At 63.8% G+C, this 16,852-nt stretch carries 18 protein-coding genes; 9 read left to right on the forward strand and 9 right to left on the reverse strand.

The annotated features are described in order from the left end of the window. The first annotated feature begins 52 nt into the window (after positions 1–52). Complete coding sequence (gene mscL, locus B2D37_RS13895; RefSeq protein ID WP_079203236.1) at positions 53–466, forward strand: large-conductance mechanosensitive channel protein MscL; 414 nt, start codon at positions 53–55, stop codon at positions 464–466. Between the two features lie 129 nt (positions 467–595). On the opposite strand, the gene B2D37_RS13900 is transcribed toward mscL, so the two are convergent. Continuing rightward, positions 596–1,372, reverse strand: coding sequence for a ferredoxin--NADP reductase (locus tag B2D37_RS13900; protein ID WP_079203237.1), 777 nt, complete (start codon positions 1,370–1,372; stop codon positions 596–598). Between the two features lie 231 nt (positions 1,373–1,603). On the opposite strand from B2D37_RS13900, the gene B2D37_RS13905 reads away from it, so the two are divergent. Then, positions 1,604–2,728, forward strand: a complete 1,125-nt coding sequence (locus B2D37_RS13905) for a class I SAM-dependent methyltransferase (RefSeq protein WP_079203238.1) — start codon at positions 1,604–1,606, stop codon at positions 2,726–2,728. A 196-nt stretch (positions 2,729–2,924) separates the two neighbouring features. On the opposite strand, the gene B2D37_RS13910 is transcribed toward B2D37_RS13905, so the two are convergent. The 3 genes from B2D37_RS13910 to B2D37_RS13920 are packed head-to-tail and all read right to left on the reverse strand — an operon-like array spanning position 2,925 to position 5,531. Beyond that, positions 2,925–3,077, reverse strand: a complete 153-nt coding sequence (locus B2D37_RS13910) for a DUF2474 domain-containing protein (protein ID WP_079203239.1) — start codon at positions 3,075–3,077, stop codon at positions 2,925–2,927. 10 nt (positions 3,078–3,087) lie between these two features. Then, on the reverse strand, positions 3,088–4,095 hold the full coding sequence (gene cydB, locus B2D37_RS13915; RefSeq protein ID WP_079203240.1) for a cytochrome d ubiquinol oxidase subunit II: 1,008 nt from the start codon (positions 4,093–4,095) through the stop codon (positions 3,088–3,090). Between the two features lie 2 nt (positions 4,096–4,097). After that, positions 4,098–5,531: a cytochrome ubiquinol oxidase subunit I gene (locus B2D37_RS13920; RefSeq protein ID WP_079203241.1), complete on the reverse strand. Its 1,434-nt coding sequence runs from the start codon at positions 5,529–5,531 to the stop codon at positions 4,098–4,100. Positions 5,532–5,820: 289 nt separating this feature from the next. On the opposite strand from B2D37_RS13920, the gene B2D37_RS13925 reads away from it, so the two are divergent. Beyond that, entirely contained in the window at positions 5,821–7,062 is a 1,242-nt protein-coding gene (locus B2D37_RS13925) for an MFS transporter (RefSeq protein WP_079203242.1), read from the forward strand. A 10-nt stretch (positions 7,063–7,072) separates the two neighbouring features. Here the strand turns inward: B2D37_RS13925 and B2D37_RS13930 are convergent, their stop codons facing one another. Then, positions 7,073–7,948, reverse strand: coding sequence for a LysR family transcriptional regulator (locus B2D37_RS13930; RefSeq protein ID WP_079203243.1), 876 nt, complete (start codon positions 7,946–7,948; stop codon positions 7,073–7,075). 108 nt (positions 7,949–8,056) lie between these two features. Here B2D37_RS13930 and B2D37_RS13935 point away from each other — a divergent pair, with 108 nt between their 5' ends. Further along, on the forward strand, positions 8,057–8,473 hold the full coding sequence (locus B2D37_RS13935; RefSeq protein WP_079203244.1) for a DoxX family protein: 417 nt from the start codon (positions 8,057–8,059) through the stop codon (positions 8,471–8,473). Then, positions 8,470–9,177: a glutathione S-transferase family protein gene (locus tag B2D37_RS13940; RefSeq protein WP_079203245.1), complete on the forward strand. Its 708-nt coding sequence runs from the start codon at positions 8,470–8,472 to the stop codon at positions 9,175–9,177. Before B2D37_RS13935 ends, B2D37_RS13940 begins: the two co-directional genes overlap by 4 nt. Before the next feature lie 10 nt (positions 9,178–9,187). Here the strand turns inward: B2D37_RS13940 and B2D37_RS13945 are convergent, their stop codons facing one another. Continuing rightward, entirely contained in the window at positions 9,188–9,742 is a 555-nt protein-coding gene (locus B2D37_RS13945) for a DJ-1 family glyoxalase III (protein ID WP_079203246.1), read from the reverse strand. Positions 9,743–9,915: 173 nt separating this feature from the next. On the opposite strand from B2D37_RS13945, the gene B2D37_RS13950 reads away from it, so the two are divergent. Both B2D37_RS13950 and trmA read left to right on the forward strand, forming a co-directional pair. Beyond that, a complete protein-coding gene (locus B2D37_RS13950; protein WP_079203247.1) occupies positions 9,916–11,211 on the forward strand; it encodes an NCS2 family permease in 1,296 nt (431 codons plus the stop codon). 110 nt (positions 11,212–11,321) lie between these two features. Next, positions 11,322–12,416, forward strand: a complete 1,095-nt coding sequence (gene trmA / locus B2D37_RS13955; protein ID WP_079203248.1) for a tRNA (uridine(54)-C5)-methyltransferase TrmA — start codon at positions 11,322–11,324, stop codon at positions 12,414–12,416. A gap of 15 nt (positions 12,417–12,431) precedes the next feature. On the opposite strand, the gene B2D37_RS13960 is transcribed toward trmA, so the two are convergent. Continuing rightward, positions 12,432–13,697: a sodium:proton antiporter gene (locus B2D37_RS13960; RefSeq protein ID WP_079203249.1), complete on the reverse strand. Its 1,266-nt coding sequence runs from the start codon at positions 13,695–13,697 to the stop codon at positions 12,432–12,434. A 125-nt stretch (positions 13,698–13,822) separates the two neighbouring features. Continuing rightward, the gene (locus B2D37_RS13965) at positions 13,823–14,209 is read right to left on the reverse strand and encodes a DUF4345 domain-containing protein (RefSeq protein WP_079203250.1); all 387 of its coding nucleotides are present in this window, start codon (positions 14,207–14,209) and stop codon (positions 13,823–13,825) included. Positions 14,210–14,341: 132 nt separating this feature from the next. Here B2D37_RS13965 and B2D37_RS13970 point away from each other — a divergent pair, with 132 nt between their 5' ends. Both B2D37_RS13970 and B2D37_RS13975 read left to right on the forward strand, forming a co-directional pair. Continuing rightward, the gene (locus B2D37_RS13970; protein WP_079203251.1) at positions 14,342–14,776 is read left to right on the forward strand and encodes a DUF411 domain-containing protein; all 435 of its coding nucleotides are present in this window, start codon (positions 14,342–14,344) and stop codon (positions 14,774–14,776) included. 70 nt (positions 14,777–14,846) lie between these two features. Further along, entirely contained in the window at positions 14,847–15,722 is an 876-nt protein-coding gene (locus B2D37_RS13975) for a neutral zinc metallopeptidase (protein ID WP_079203252.1), read from the forward strand. A gap of 99 nt (positions 15,723–15,821) precedes the next feature. Here B2D37_RS13975 and B2D37_RS13980 read toward each other — a convergent pair whose 3' ends face one another. Continuing rightward, a complete protein-coding gene (locus B2D37_RS13980) occupies positions 15,822–16,709 on the reverse strand; it encodes a PA4780 family RIO1-like protein kinase (protein WP_079203253.1) in 888 nt (295 codons plus the stop codon). Between the last annotated feature and the right edge of the window lie 143 nt (positions 16,710–16,852).

Genomic DNA, 16,852 nt, shown 5'->3' on the forward strand with positions numbered 1-16,852 from the left:
GTGCGGCGCACTGCATTACACTCTGCACATCCACCAAATCAGGGAGTGACACATGAGTATCGTCAGCGAATTCAAGGCCTTCGCGGTCAAGGGCAATGTGGTCGACATGGCCGTGGGCATCATCATCGGTGTGGCCTTCGGCAAGATTGTCTCGTCCTTCGTCGGCGATGTAGTCATGCCGCCTATCGGCCTTCTGATCGGCGGCATCGATTTCTCCGACCTGGCGATTACCCTCAAGGCTGCCGAGGGCGACCTGCCGGCAGTGATCCTCAGCTACGGCAAGTTTATCCAGACCCTGCTGGATTTTGTGATCGTAGCCCTCGCCATTTTCATGGCCGTCAAGGTGATCAATCGGCTCAAGCGCGAGGAAGCCGTAGCCCCGAGCCTGCCGCAGACACCAAGCCCGGAAGAAACCCTGCTGACCGAGATTCGCGACCTGCTCAAGACCCAGCAAAGCAAGGAATAGAGTGGAGCGGCGGAGTTGAAGCAACCCACAATCCGTAGGCCGTCACTCGCCCAGGCAGTGCCGCATTGGTTGCGGATGGCGGGTTGGCGCTGCACTCCTGATCGGTTGGCGTCCCGCGCCGCCTCATCCTCACCAGTAATTCTCGACCGCCACCTGGCCCGGCCGACGGCTCAGGCTCAGCTGCAAGTCGCGCTGTTTCAGGAGCTTGCGCGTGTCGTCGATCATTTGCGGATTGCCACAGAGCATCAATCGCGAGTGCGCGGGGCTCAGGGCCAGGTCGGCGGCGTGCTCCAGGCCGCCGTCGGTCAGTAGCGTGGTGATGCGCCCAGGCAGACAGCCTGACGCCTGCTCGCGGGTCACCAGCGGCAGGTAGGTCAGCTTGTCGGCGTACTCGGCCAGGTGTTCCAGCTCCTTGAGTCCGTGAATCAACGGCTGATAGGCCAGTTCGCTGACGGTGCGCGCACTGTAGACCAGGACGATGCGCTCGAACCGCTGCCAGACCTCGAAGTCCTGGAGAATCGACAGAAAGGGCGCCAGGCCGGTGCCGCTGGCCAGCAGCCAGAGATCGCGGCCATCGATAAAACGGTCGAGGGTCAGAAAACCGAAAGCCTGCTTGTCCACCAGCAAGCTGTCGCCAGCCTTGAGGCGACTCAACTCGGAGGTGAACTCGCCGCCGGGCACGACGATGGAGAAGAATTCGAGAAACTCGTCATGCGGCGCCGAAACCATCGAATAGGCACGCCAGACTATAGTGCCGTCGGCCTTCTGCACGCCAAGCCGAGCGAACTGTCCGGCGCGGAAGCGGAACCCGGAATCGCGCGAACAACGCAGGCTGAACAGACTCGGCGACCACACATGCACGTCACTCAAGATCTGCCGGGTGAACTTGTCTTCACTGGCGGTCATACTTCACGCCCTCTGCTGTGCCGAAGATCTGGCCGGCCGTTAAAAAACGTAGCGAGCGAAGACTAGGCGGGGACGCCTAGTTAAGGCGAAGTAAGCCGAGGACGCGGAGTGTACGAGTTGTACATGAGCAGTCCGAGGCTAACTTCAACGCGGCATAGCCGAGCGCAGTAGTTTTTCAACGGCCTGTCACAGTGTCGCGCAAAGCGCCCATAACAAACACCAGCAGTCCATATGCCTATATTCGTTACGCCCTTTGCCCAACTCGACCTGATCCGCCAGCCCGAACAGCAGGCCGAACCCCTGCAGGCCTTCGATGCCGCCGACGAATACCTGCTCAACCATCTGCATGAGCAGGGCTTGCCCGTGGATGCGCGCGTGCTGCTGTTCAACGACAGCTTCGGCGCCCTGGCGGCCAATTTGGCCGGCCAGGCCCAGGTCACCAGCAGCGGCGACTCGCACCTGGGCTACCTCGGCCTGCAGGCCAACCTGGCGCGCAATCACTTGCCGGCAGACGCGGCCAGCTTCGTGCCAGCCAACGCAACGATCCAGGGCCCGTTCGACCGGGTCGTGATCCGCATCCCCAAGACCCTGGCGCTGCTGGAAGAACAACTGATCCGCCTGCACGGCCAACTGGCGCCCGGCGCCCAGGTGATCGCCGCCGCCATGGTCAAACACCTGCCGCGCGCGGCGGGCGATCTGCTGGAGCGTTATATCGGCCCGGTACAGGCCTCGCTGGCGGTGAAGAAAGCGCGCCTGTTATTGGCCACACCGACCGACAAACCGGTCCCGGTGTCGCCTTACCCGAGCCGCTATCGCCTGGACAAGCCGGCCATCGAACTGCTCAACCACGCCAATGTGTTTTGCCGCGAAGACCTCGATATCGGCACCCGCGCCTTCCTGCCCCATTTGCCCAAACACCTCAGTCGCATGCGCGTAGCGGATCTCGGCTGTGGCAATGGTGTGCTGGGCATCGCCTATGCGCTGGGCAGTCCGCAAGCGGAACTGTGCCTGGTCGACGAATCCTATATGGCGGTGCAATCGGCGCGGGAAAACTGGCGTGCGGCCCTGGGCGAACGCCCGGTGGAAATACGCGCCGGCGATGGCCTGGCCGAGCAGCCGGCGGATTCGCTGGACCTGGTGCTGTGCAATCCGCCGTTCCACCAGCAACAGGTGGTCGGCGACTTCCTCGCCTGGCGCATGTTCCAGCAAGCCCGCGCCGCGCTGGTCACAGGCCGCGAGCTATGGATAGTCGGCAACCGCCACCTGGGCTACCACGCCAAGCTCAAGCGCCTGTTCCGCGGCGTCGAGCAGGTGGCGGCGACGCCGAAGTTCGTGGTGCTGAAAGCGATCAAATAACCGCGCAGCGTAGGGTGGGTTAGCGGCACAGACACCAGACGCGAAGGCTACAAGCCTGATTGGGTGCCGCGTAACCCGCCAGATCAAGATCAGCGTCGCCGCCATGGTGAGTTACGGCGCAACAACGATTGGCGCAACACCGGCAACCAGGACATGCGCCTACCCTCCCTACGAGAACCTCGCACATCGGCTGCGATCAGGGCGTCCCCATCCCCGCCGCGCTCATAAACAGGCGTAGCAGCCCGGCTACCACGCCCAAGGCCAGCACGCTGGCGGCCCAGATCGCCAGCAGCCAGCCGAGGCGCTGCCAGAGCGGTTTCTTCTCCTGCTCGTCCTGCTCGTCCTGCATGGCGGGTTCCTCAGTGATAGCCGTCTTCCTCGGTCACCTTGCCGCGGAACACGTAGTAGCTCCAGGCTGTGTACATCAGGATAAAGGGGATGATGAACAGCGCGCCGACCAGGATGAAGCCCTGGCTCTGTGGCGGCGCGGCGGCCTGCCAGATGCTGATCGACGGCGGGATGATGTTCGGCCACAGGCTGATGCCCAGGCCGCTGTAGCCGAGGAAGATCAACGCCAGGGTCAGCAGGAACGGCGAATAGTGGGCGTTGTTAGCCACCGCACGCAGCAGCGCCCAGGTGCACAGCAGCACCAGCAAGGGCACCGGGATGAACCAGAACAGATTCGGCAGGCTGAACCAGCGCGCGGCGATCTCGGCGTGCGCCAGCGGCGTCCACAGGCTGACCATGCCGGTCACCGCCAGCACCACGAGCACCAGCGGCCGCGCCAGGTCGTGCATCTGCTGCTGCAGGCGGCCTTCGGTTTTCATGATCAGCCAGGTGCAGCCGAGCAAGGCGTAGGCGGCGATCAGCGCCAGCCCGCAGAACAACGAGAACGGCGTCAGCCAGCCCAGCGAACCGCCGACATAGACCCTGTCCACCACCTCGAAGCCGTCGATATAAGCGCCCAGGGCCACTCCCTGGAAGAAGGTCGCGGTCAGCGAGCCACCGATGAAGGCCTTGTCCCACAGATGGCGCTTGTGCGCCTTGGCCTTGAAGCGAAACTCGAAGGCTACGCCGCGAAAAATCAGCCCCAGTAACATGAACACCAGTGGCAGGTAGAGCGCGCTCAAGACCACCGCATAGGCCAGCGGGAAGGCGCCGAACAACGCCGCACCGCCGAGCACCAGCCAGGTCTCGTTGCCGTCCCAGACCGGTGCCACGGTGTTCATCATCACATCGCGCTCGCCTTTGCTTTTGACGAAGGGAAAGAGGATGCCTATTCCTAAGTCGAAACCGTCCATGACCACGTACATCATTACGCCGAAGGCGATTATCGCGGCCCAGATCAGCGAAAGATCGATGCCCATATTCAACTCCTTCCTCTCTGGGTGTCGTTATCGTCCAGCCCCTCATCCGCAGCGGACAACGGACGTGATGGCGTGCGCTGCTGCCCAGGCCCGCCTTCGATGGCTTGCTGGCCTTCGCCGGTGACCGGCCCATTGCGCACCAGGCGCATCATGTAACCGAGCCCGGCGCCGAACAGGGCGAAATACACCACCACGAACAATGCCAGGGTCAGGCTCATCTGCGCGAAGCTATGCCCAGAGGAAGCATCGGCGGTGCGCATCAGCCCCTGGATAATCCACGGTTGGCGGCCGATCTCGGTGGTGTACCAGCCAGCCAGCAAGGCGATGAGCCCCGAGGGCCCCATCCACACCACCAGATGGAGGAACGCCCGCGACTGGAAGAGGCGACTACGGGCGCGCAGCCACAGGCTCCAGAGACCGGTGAGGATCATCAGCATGCCGATCCCGACCATTACCCTGAAGGTCCAGAACACCACGGTCGCGTTGGGCCGATCCTCCTTGGCGAACTCTTTCAGTGCCGGCACCTGCTGGTCCAGGCTGTGGGTCAGGATCAGGCTGCCGAGCGCCGGAATTTCCAGCTTGAAGCGGGTTTCTTCGGCGTCCATGTCCGGCCAGCCGAACAGGATCAGCGGAGTCGGCTCATCACCGTGGTTTTCCCAGTGGCCCTCGATCGCGGCGATCTTGGCCGGCTGGTACTTGAGGGTGTTGAGGCCATGCAGGTCGCCGATCACCGCCTGGATCGGCGCGACCAGCAGGGCCATCCACATGGCCATCGACAACATCTTGCGCAGCGCCGGATTATCGCGGTCGCGCAGCAGATGCCAGGCCGCCGAAGCAGCGACGAAAAACGCCGTGGCGAGGAACGCCGCCGTGGCCATATGGGCCAGACGATAGGGGAAGGACGGATTGAACACCACGGCGAACCAGTCCACCGGAATCACCCGCCCGTCGATGATCTCGAAGCCCTGGGGGGTGTGCATCCAGCTGTTGGAGGCGAGGATCCAGAAGGTCGAGATCAGGGTGCCGATGGCAACCATCAGGGTGGAGAAAAAGTGCAGACCCGGGCCGACGCGCTGCCAGCCGAACAGCATCACCCCAAGAAAGCCCGCCTCGAGGAAGAATGCGGTGAGCACTTCATAGGTCAGCAACGGCCCGGTGACAGCCCCGGCAAAATCCGAGAAGGCGCTCCAGTTGGTGCCGAACTGATAGGCCATGACCAGGCCGGAGACCACGCCCATGCCGAAGTTGACGGCGAATATTTTCGACCAGAAGTGGTACAGATCGCGGTAGACCTCTTGCCTGGTCTTCAGCCACAAGCCTTCCAATACCGCCAGATAGCTGGCCAGGCCAATGGTGATGGCCGGAAAAATGATATGGAAGGAAATAGTGAAGCCGAACTGGATTCGCGCCAGGTCGAGAGCCTCTAAGCCGAACATGGAGCATCCTCACTCAGGTTAATCGGGGCACAACCGTGTGCGCACTCCTATCGATATGGGAACGCAAAAGGGTGCGATTGTTCTTGTTATTACGGGGTGACACTGCGTACTGGGCCAAGGTAGCCTCAGTAAAACCCAACCCAAACGTTGATCTGAATCAAGTATTGGCTAGAGAGTAACGCCTCGCCCGACGCTTGCCGCTGTGGTTATTTGTCGCGCACGCCGCTCGCCCAACACACCTGCCATGCTAGGCTGGCGCCTCTTCAGTAGTTAGCTATCTAAATAAATCATGAGCGCCCACGCCAAGCTACTCCTGCGTCACCAGCGCCCCTTCATCGCCTTCTGGCTGGCGCGGGTCGGCACCGCCAGCGGTTTCCAGATGCTCACCGTGGCCATCGGCTGGCAGATGTACACGCTGACCGGCAACGTACTCGACCTGGGCTTGGTCGGCCTGGTCGAGTTTCTCCCGCGGGTACTGTTCATCCTCCTCACCGGCCATGTGGCGGATCGCTTCGACCGGCGCAAGGTCGCCGCGTTGTGCCAGGGCGCCCAAGGCCTGACCGCTCTGGGCCTACTGCTTGGCAGCAGCGCCGGCGGCCTCACCCGCGAGATGATTTTCCTGATCGCCTTTCTGCTCGGCAGCGCCCGCGCTTTCGAGATGCCGACCACCCAGGCGCTGCTGCCCAACATAGTGCCACCGGCGCTGTTTCCCGCCGCCGTGGCCGCCTCCGCTTCGGCGATGCAGACCGCGACCATAGTCGCGCCGGCGCTCGGCGGCCTGCTCTATGCGGTGGATGCGGGCTGGGTCTACGGCCCCGCCGCAGTGCTCTATATCACTGCTCTGAGCCTGATGCTCAGCCTGCCGTCGCGCCAAGTGCCGCTGAAACAGAAGGCTTCGCTGGAGTCGCTGCTGGCCGGCTTTCGCTTTATTCGCAGCCGCCCCGCAGTGTTCGGCGCGATCTCCATGGACATGTTCGCGGTGCTGCTCGGCGGCGCCACTGCGCTACTGCCGGTATTTGCCAAGGACATCCTGCTCACCGGCCCCTGGGGCCTCGGCTTGCTGCGTTCGGCGCCGGCGGTGGGCGCGCTGCTGATGTCACTGTGGCTGGCGCACTTCCCCATCGAACGCCGGGTCGGCCCGGTGATCTTCACCTCGGTGGCGATCTTCGGCGTGGCGACCATCGGCTTTGGCCTGTCCACCTCACTGTGGTTCAGCCTGGCGACGCTGGTGGTGCTGGGCGCGGCGGACATGGTCAGCATGGTCATCCGTGGCGCCTTCGTGCAACTGCAAACACCAGACGAAATGCGCGGCCGGGTCGGCGCGGTGAATGGCCTGTTCATCGGCGCGTCGAACCAGCTCGGCGAGTTCCGTGCCGGGGTCAGCGCGGCCTGGTTCGGCAGCGTGCCGGCGGTGCTGATCGGCGGCGTCGGTGCCCTGCTGGTCACCGGCGCCTGGATCAAACTGTTCCCCGCCCTGGCGCAGCGCGATCACCTGCATTTACCCAGCGAACAGCAGGTCAACCAGGGCTGATCCAGCCCTTTCAGTGCAGCAGGCGAGGATCCTCACTCAGGCGCTGGTAGAGGAAGTCACTTAGCGCGCGAATTCGCGCCACCTTGCGCAGATCCGGGTGACTGAGCAGCCATACCTGAGTATCCAGGGCCGGCTCTGGTTCGGCCAAGCGCTCTAGTTCGGCATGCGCCTCGGCCAACGGACAAAGCAGCAAACCGACGCCCATCCCCTGGCGCACGCACTCGAGCATACCCACCAAGCTGTCGCTGCGCGCCACCACCTGCGCCGCCGGTATCCGCGCGGCCAACCAGGCGGCCTGCTCGAGGTGGGCCAGGCTCTCATCCGGACCCACCCAGAGATGCTCGCTCAGGGCCAGGTGCGCGGGCTGCTCTGCCAGATACGCGGACGCGCCATAGAGCGCGGTCTGAATGCGCCCAAGGCGTCGACCGATCAGGTTTTCCGGCGGCGTGTTGCTGCCGCGCACGGCAATATCCGCCTCGCGCTGGGTCAGGCTGAGGAAGCTGTTATTGCTCACCAGCTGCAGCGACACCCCCGGATGCAGCCGTCTGAACTCGGCCAGCAATGGCATCAATAGGCTTGCGAACAGGGTGTCGGTGGAGGTCAGACGAATACTGCCACGGATATGCAGATCCTGGCCAAGCAGCTGGCGCTCGGCACTTTCGATCTGCTCGCCGACCGGGGCCAGGCGCCCGACCAGCTCTTCCCCCGCCGAAGTCAGCACATAGCCCCCCGGCAGGCGCTGGAACAGGGCGGCGCCGAGCTGCTGCTCGAGCCGCTGCAGGCGCCGCAGCACAGTGCTGTGGTTGACCTTCAACGCGCGCGCGGCCTGGCTGACCGAACCGCCCTGGGCGACAGCGAGAAAGTACTGCAGGTCGCTCCAATCCATCCTATGCAAATCCGCATAACCGTTTCGCAGATATTGCGAATTTATCCGCCAAATTGCAAAGCATAGGCTGACTTCAACGGCACCACTGCCCCGTGTGGAGAACTCACCATGCCTCGCTTCGCCAACACCCATTACCCGGCCAGCGCCAGCCTATTGCTGCGCGTCGCCCTGGCCAGCATGTGGATCAGCCACGGCCTGATCCTCAAACTGCTCACCTTCGGTGTCGCCGGGTTGGCCGCCTGGCTGGTCAGCATCGGCCTGCCAGGGGCCCTGGCCCTGCCACTGATCATCGCCGAAAGCGCCGGCGGCCTGTTGATTCTGCTCGGCTGGCATGGCCGCTGGGTATCTCTGGCGCTGCTGCCGATCCTGCTCGGCGCGCTGCTGGTGCATGCCGGCAACGGCTGGGTATTTTCCAACCCCAATGGTGGCTGGGAATACCCCTTGTTCCTCGCCCTGATGTCGCTGGTGCACCTGCTGCTCGGCGACGGCCAGTGGGCCGTTAAACCCGAAGGAGTCACGCCATGACCGCCAGCCTCGAACTGATCAGCCATCCGCTCTGCCCCTATGTACAGCGCGCCGCCATAGTGCTGGCGGAAAAGCGCGTGCCCTTCGAGCGGCGTGACATCGACCTGGCGGACAAACCGGACTGGTTTATTGCCCTGTCACCACTGGGGCGGGTACCGGTACTGCGCACCGAACAGGGCGTGCTGTTCGAATCGGCGGTAATCGCCGAGTTCCTCGACGAGACCCAGGCACCAGCGCTGCACCCGCAAGATGCCTTCGCCCGCGCCCGCCATCGGTCGTGGATCGAATTCGCCTCGGCGCTGCTGACTGACATCGCGCGCTTGTATAACGCCGCCGATGCTCAGGCCCTGGACACCCAACGGCAAGTCTTGCGCCAGCGCTTCGAGCAGCTGGAGAACGCCTTAACGCTCGGCCCCTGGTTCGCCGGCGCGCATTTCTCCCTGGTGGATGCAGCCTTCGCCCCGGTATTTCGCTACTGGCTAGCCTTCGACCGGATCGCCGACTTCGATCTATTCAATGGCCTGGAAAAACTGACGCCCTGGCGTCAGGCACTGTCCCAGCGACCGTCGGTAATTGCCGCAGCGCCGGCGGATTATGCCGAGCGCCTGTGGCAGTTCCTCGCTCGCCGCGACAGCCAGTTGGCGCGCCTGCTTGGGCAACTGGACACGCGCGAACCCGCGCTGGCACCCCACCCGTCAACCTAGCACGGCGTCCTTAACCGACCAGCATGGCCTCGGCCACCTGCTTGCGCGTGCCTTTGCCGCGCAGTTGCTCGACCAGAGTCAGGGCAAACTCGAGCGCGGTGCCCGGGCCCTGACTGGTGATGCAGTTACCGTCGACTACCACCGACTGGTCGATGAAGGTGCAACCGCTGAGGCGCTCGCTGAAGCTCGGGTAGCAGGTCATCTGCCGCTGCTTGAGTACACCGAACGCCTGCAAGGCCACCGCTGGCGCGGCACAGATCCCGGCGAACCATTTGCCGGCCTTGGCTTGCTGGCGCACCCGCTCCGCCAGCGGCTCATGCTCGGCCAGACGTTGCGCACCGGGCATGCCGCCGGGCAGTACGATCAGGTCGAACTCCTGGGCCAGGACGTCGACCAGCATGGTGTCGGCAGTCAGTCGGGTGCCGCGGGCGCAGGTGATCATGCGCCGGCCTTCGATGCTGGCGACCACCACCTCGACCTCGGAGCGGCGCAGCACGTCGATCAGGGTCACGCATTCGATGTCTTCGACGCCATCGGCAATGGTGATAAGGGCACGTGAAGTCATGTTTGCCTCCTCGGAAAACCCAACGAAAAGCGTCCCCAGGGCCATGTCTGCACCGCATGCGGACGAGCTGTTATGATGCGCGCCTTTTTCCAGATCGCCAGCAAAATCGTGCACAGGTGATTTGCTTTCGATCTGCACATTGAAGGCGTCAGCCACGCCATAGGGAGCCCTGCATGCTGGAACGAATCTTCCACCTCAAAGCGCATCACACCACGGTACGCACCGAGCTGCTGGCCGGCCTCACCACCTTCCTGACCATGGCCTACATCCTCTTCGTCAACCCCAATATTCTGGCCGAAACCGGCATGGACAAGGGCGCGGTATTCGTCGCCACTTGCCTGGCCGCCGCCATCGGCTCGGCGATCATGGGCCTGGTGGCCAATTACCCGATTGCCCTGGCGCCGGGCATGGGCCTCAACGCCTTCTTCACCTACACCGTGGTGCTGACCATGGGCCACACCTGGCAGGTGGCGCTGGGTGCGGTGTTTCTCTCCGGGGTGATTTTCTTCCTGCTGTCGATCTTCAGGATCCGCGAGTGGATCATCAACAGCATCCCCATGGCCCTGCGCGCCGGGATTGCCGCCGGCATCGGCCTGTTCCTGGCGATCATCGCGCTGAAGAACGCCGGCATCGTGGTGGACAATCCGGCCACCCTGGTCGGCCTCGGCGACATGAGCCAAGGCAGCGTACTGCTGGCCTGCCTGGGTTTTTTCGTGATCGCCGCCTTGGCCTACCGCAAGGTCACGGGCGCGGTGATGATCGGCATCCTGCTGGTCACCGGCCTGTCCGTTGCCTTCGGCTTTTCACAGCTCGACGGCGTGGTATCGATGCCGCCGTCGCTGCTGCCGACCCTGCTCCAGCTGGACATCGCCGGCGCCCTGGACATCGGCCTGCTCAGCGTGATCTTTGCCTTCCTCTTCGTTGACCTGTTCGACACCTCCGGCACCCTGGTTGGGGTCGCGCAGAAGGCCGACCTGCTGGATAAGGATGGCAAGATGCCTAAGCTCGGCCGCGCCCTGCTGGCCGACAGCACCGCGACCATGGCCGGCGCCGCGCTGGGTACCAGCACCACCACCAGCTACATCGAATCCGCGGCGGGCATCAGCGCCGGCGGGCGCACTGGCCTGACCGCCTGCGTGGTCGCCCTGCTGTTTCTCCTCAGCCTGTTCTTCGCCCCACTGGCCGGGGCCATCCCGGCCTTTGCTACCGCCCCGGCGCTGCTGTTCGTCGCCGTATTAATGATGAGCAGCCTGGCCCAGATAGACTGGGACGATCTAACCGTCGCCGCGCCGGTAGTGGTGGCCGCGCTGGCCATGCCGCTGACCTTCTCCATCGCCAACGGCATCGCCTTCGGCTTCATCAGCTGGACAGTGGTAAAGCTGCTGGCCGGACGCTGGCGCGACCTCAACCCGGCGTTGGTGGTGTTGTCGGTGTTGTTCGTGATCAAGCTGGGCTGGTTTAACGCCTAACGACAACCCCGTGGGAGCGGGCCATGCCCGCGATCATGTTTCGCGGGCATGGGCTAGGCGCCCCCGCAGCTCTTACAAGTGCCGTAATTCATACGAGTCCCAAGCAATCCATGAGCCGTCCCCAGTTCGATCCCCGCACCTATGCCGCTCAGCTCGCCGACAAGAAGGCCCGTTTAGTCGAGCTGCTGGCGCCCTTCGAGGCTCCCGAACCGGAGGTGTTCGAATCGCCACGCGAGCAGTACCGCCTGCGCGCAGAATTTCGCCTGTGGCGCGAAGACGGCACCCGCCATTACGCGATGTTCGAGGCCGGCGACAAGTACACGCCGATCTTCTTCGAAGACTTCCCCATCGCCAGCCTGCAGATCAACGCGCTGATGCCGAAGCTGAAAGCGGCCTGGCAGGCCAGCGAGGTGCTGAGTTTCAAGCTGTTCCAGGTCGAGTTTCTCACCACCCTGAGTGGCGATGCGCTGATCACCCTGTGTTACCACCGCCCGCTGGACGCGGCCTGGCAGGTTGCGGCGGAACAGTTGGCCGCCGAACTGCAGGTTAATATCGTCGGCCGTTCGCGCGGCAAGCGTATTGTCATCGGCAAGGATTTTGTCGAGGAAGAAATGCAGGTCGCAGGTCGCCGCTTCCGCTACCGCCAGCCGGAAGGCGCCTTCACCCAGCCCAACGGCGCGGTCAATCAGAAGATGCTCGGCTGGGCTTACGACGCATTGGGCCAGCGCGACGACGACCTGCTGGAGCTGTATTGCGGCAACGGCAACTTCACCCTGCCGCTGGCCACCCGGGTGCGCAAGGTGCTGGCCACCGAGATCAGCAAATCCTCGGTAAATGCCGCCCTGGCCAACCTGGCCGACAACACCGTAGACAACGTCACCCTGGTGCGCCTGTCCGCCGAGGAGCTGACCGAAGCCCTCAACGACGTGCGGCCGTTCCGTCGCCTGGCCGGCATCGATCTGAAGAGCTACCAGTTCGGCAGCGTGTTTGTCGACCCGCCGCGCGCGGGCATGGACCCGGACACCTGCGAACTGACCCGGCGCTTCGAGCGCATCCTCTACATCTCCTGCAACCCCGAGACCCTGGCCGCCAACATCGCCCAGCTCAGCGATACCCACCAGGTCACGCGCTCGGCACTGTTCGACCAGTTTCCCTACACCCATCATATGGAGTCGGGTGTGCTGCTGGAGCGGCGTCCGACCTAGCTGCGGCCAGCCACTTCAATCGTCTGCGGCAGTCGTCTTGTCGTGGTAGATCTTCTTCACCAGCGGCCCGATGGTCAGCCCCTGGATCAGGATCGAACCGAGGACGATGACGTAGGTGATGCTCAACAGCAGGTCGCGCTCAGGGCCAACCGGCAGGGACAGCGCCAAGGCGACCGAGATGCCACCGCGCAACCCGCCCCAGGAGAGGATGCGAATCGCCCCCGCGGGAATGCCGTCACCTGATTTCGGCAGGCGGCGCAGCAGGAGGATGGCCGGGGCGATGGTCACGATGCGCGCGCCCAGCACCAGCAGGGCCATCAAGATGCCCGCCGCGACATTCAGCCAGGAGAAGGGCAACAACAGGATTTCCAGGCCCATCAAGGCAAACAGGAAGGCGTTAAGCATCTCGTCGATCAATTCCCAGAATTTGTCGACATACAGCCGGGTCTGATCGGACATGGCATAGCTGCGACCCATGTTGCCGATGATCAGCCCGGCTACGACCATGGCGATCGGCGCCGAGACATGGGCGCCCGCCGCCAGTGCGGAACCGCCAATGACCAGGGCCAACGACAACATCACCTCGACCTGATACTGGTCGATCGAACGCATCATCAGATAGACGCCGTAGCCCAGCAGCAGCCCCAGAGCGATGCCACCCAGCGCCTCGGTGGCGAACAGTTCGACAATGCCCAGCGCCGAAGGCGCCTGCCCCTGCAGGGCGACGGTCAGCAGCACGGTGAACAGCACCACGGCGATACCGTCGTTGAACAGCGACTCGCCGACGATGGTGGTTTCCAGCGGCTTCGGCGCCCCCGCGCTGCGCAGGATGCCCAGCACCGCAATCGGGTCGGTTGGCGAGATCAGCGCACCGAACAGCAGGCAATAGAGGAAACTCACCGACCAACCAAACAGCGCCAACATCCAGTAGGCCATGCCGGCAATCATCAGCGTCGAGAGCAGCACTCCCACGGTGGCCAGCAAGCCGATCGGCCACTTATAGCTGTGCAGGTCGTCAAGTTTGACATGCAGGGCACCGGCGAACAGCAGGAACGACAGCATCCAGTCCATCAACAGGCTCTGGAATGACATCTGCCGGAGCATGTCGCCAACCTGATCCTCAAGCACCGGGTAGCCTGCGAGGGTCACCCCATGCAGCACCAGCGAGAAGATCAAGGCAGTCGCCATGACCCCGATCGCCGGCGGTAGATTGGTGAAGCGATAGCTGACGTATGTCATCAGCGTCGTCAGGCAGATGAATGCCGCAGCCAACTCAAGCATTGCTTATCCTTAGGGGTCCATCAGGTAATGAGGGCAGCGGCGCCCTTGCAGCCCGCTCGCGCGGCGCGAAGGTAACCTGTTCACCGTGCAACCGCGCAGCGCCAGAGCACATCGCCGGCCTCGCGCTATAGCCGCGCCAGCCCGCGCAATGCCCAGAAAGCCAGTCCGGCGGACACTACCTCGACCAGCAATGCCAGCAAGTTGAAGGTCTGCTGGGCGCCGCCGTCCAGCCACAGGCCGCCGATGCGCGCCAGCGCCAGCGAGCTGTACAGCAGCACCATCAGGGTCAACGCGGCGCGGGTCAGATCGAGGCGACTGAGGGCCAACGCGAGGAATGCCGCCAGGCCGATCTGCAGGCCGCCGTAATAGGCGCGCACATCGGTCGCCGCGGCAGGCGCCATCAGCAGCATGCCACTGAGGTTGGCCATCTCATGGGGACGGACGAAATAGGCCAGGCCCAAACCGGCCAGCGCCACCATCTGAATAACCAGAATCACCCGTGCAAACAGCATCGCCAGCTCCCTTTCCCCAATAATCGTCCGCGCAGCATAGGCTGCCCAGGACAGATCCGGATACAGCCGCTGATTTGGCCCCCTGCCTGGACAGCGTTATGCTCGGCCAACAATCCACAGGGGAGTTCCTGCATGCGTCCGTTAATCCTTATCGCCGGCCTGTTCGCCGGCCTGGCCCAGGCCGCCGAGCCGATCGACATCGACGTGCACCGCGACGCCAATTGCGGCTGCTGCAAGGCCTGGATCAGCCATCTGCAGGAGAACGGCTTCAACGTCATCGACCACGTCGAAAGCGACATGAGCGCGGTCAAGCAGCGCCTCGGCGTCCCGCCACGCCTGGCCTCGTGCCACACCGGGGTGATCGACGGCAAGTTCGTCGAGGGCCACGTGCCCGCGGCCGACATCCTCAAACTGCGCCAGCAGCCTGATCTGCTCGGCGCCGCCGTACCGGGCATGCCGACCGGCTCACCGGGTATGGAGATGGGTGACCGCCAACAGGCCTATCAAGTCATCGGCCTGGACCAGCAGGGCAAGCAACGCACGCTCAGCACCTACCCAGGCAACTGACGGCGCCACTGGCGCCCGCCCCGATGAGCAACGACACTGAAGCCCTGCAGATGGCCAAGGGAGCCGGGCAATGCGCTGGAAACGGGCAAGACGCAGTGACAACGTAGTGGATGCGCGCGGGCGCAGTGGCGGCACGCGGTTTGGCGGAGCCAAGGGCTTGAGCCTCGGCGGCATCGCCGCCGTGGTGATCATCGGTTTGCTGATGGGCCAGGACCCGCTGCAGATCCTCGGCCGACTGGCCGGCCAGGCCACCCAGACCAGTTCGCTCGACCAGCAGCGCAGCGCACCGCCGGCCGCCAACGACGAACAGGCGGAGTTCGTCCGCGCCGTCCTCGGCGACACCGAGGACACCTGGCGCGAAATCTTCCAGAGCGCCAAGCGCCAATACCGCGACCCAACCCTGGTGCTGTTTCGTGGCGGGATCAATTCGGCCTGTGGCTTCGCCAGTTCGGCGGCTGGCCCTTTCTACTGCCCCGGCGATCAGCGGGTCTACCTGGACATGGCGTTCTTCCGTGAACTGGAACAACGCTTCGGCGCAGCTGGCGACTTCGCCCAGGCCTATGTGATCGCCCATGAAGTGGGGCATCACGTGCAGACCCTGCTCGGTGTCTCGGCCAAAGTTAATGCGGCACGGCAACGCGGTGAACGCATGGAGGGCGACAACGGCCTGCTGGTGCGTCAGGAACTGCAGGCCGATTGCCTGGCCGGGATCTGGGCCCATCACGCCCAGCGCCGCCTCGACTGGCTGCAGCCGGGCGACCTGGAAGAAGCATTGAACGCCGCCAATGCCATCGGCGATGACCGCTTGCAGAAACAGGCGCGCGGCCAGGTGGTGCCGGACTCCTTCACCCACGGTACCTCGGCGCAGCGCGTGCGCTGGTTCACGCTCGGCTTCGAACAAGGCCAGATCGGCCGTTGCGATACCTTCCAGGTGGCACGTCTGTAGGGGCGCTATTTCCAGCCAGCATGGCGGTGATCGCCATGCTGGATGGAAGAAGTCGGGTTGCAACGGCTCGCGCCTCAACCCTCGCCTAGCGTGCGGCGACTACTGCGCCCAGGGCGGCGGCGGTTCCTCTCCGGAGGGGGCGTCTTCGGCATCGAGCAGCGCCAGCCGACGCGCTTCTTCGGCCAGGGTGGCCTTGATCTCGCGCATCACCGCATCGATATCGGCGGCCTCTTCCGGGTCGTCGAACTCGCCGGTCAACAGGCTGTCTGGAGTCAGCTCGCCGACCTCGTACAATGCCCACATTTCCTTGGCGTACTTGCTGAACTTGAGTTCCGGGGCGAACTGGCCGAAGTAGGCGGACATGTTGCCGACATCGCGCTCGAGCATGCTGAAGGCATGGCTATTGGCGGCGGCATCGACTGCCTGGGGCAGGTCGATGATCACCGGGCCTTCAGGACCTAGCAGTACGTTGAACTCGGACAAGTCGCCATGCACCAGGCCGGCGCAGAGCATCTTGACCACTTCACCGATCATGAAGGCATGGTATTCGCGGGCATCATCCGGGTGCAGGTCGACATCATTGAGGCGCGGTGCAACGGCGCCGTCATAGTCGAGGACCAGCTCCATGAGCAGCACACCCTCGAGAAAGTCGTAAGGCTTGGGCACCCGCACCCCGGCGCCGGCCAGATGGAACAAGGCGGCCACTTCGGCGTTCTGCCAGGAGTCTTCCTGGCCCTTGCGGCCGTACTTGGTGCCTTTGGTCATGGCCCGCGTATCACGGCTGCTGCGCACTTTACGGCCTTCCTGATAGACCGCTGCCTGCCGGAAACTCCGCTTATTGGCCTCTTTGTAGACCTTGGCGCAGCGCAGTTCATCACCGCAGCGCACCACGTACACTTCGGCTTCCTTGCCACTCATCAGTGGGCGCATCACTTCGTCGACCAGACCAGCCTCGACCAGGGGTTCAATACGTTTTGGCGTCTTCATTAGCTTTAATCTGGGGTCCTGTGTTGCCCTATTCGCATATACCGCCCGTTATACGGCAATCCTCGGGCAGCGCCCAGCCCATGGAGCGCCATGTGTCCATTAGCGAATCAATAAATGTTGGCGCAGACACTCAGCATCCAGGC

The organism is Pseudomonas sp. CC6-YY-74, assembly GCF_002025205.1.
In the GTDB taxonomy this organism is placed as follows: Bacteria; Pseudomonadota; Gammaproteobacteria; order Pseudomonadales; family Pseudomonadaceae; genus Aquipseudomonas; species Aquipseudomonas paeninsulae.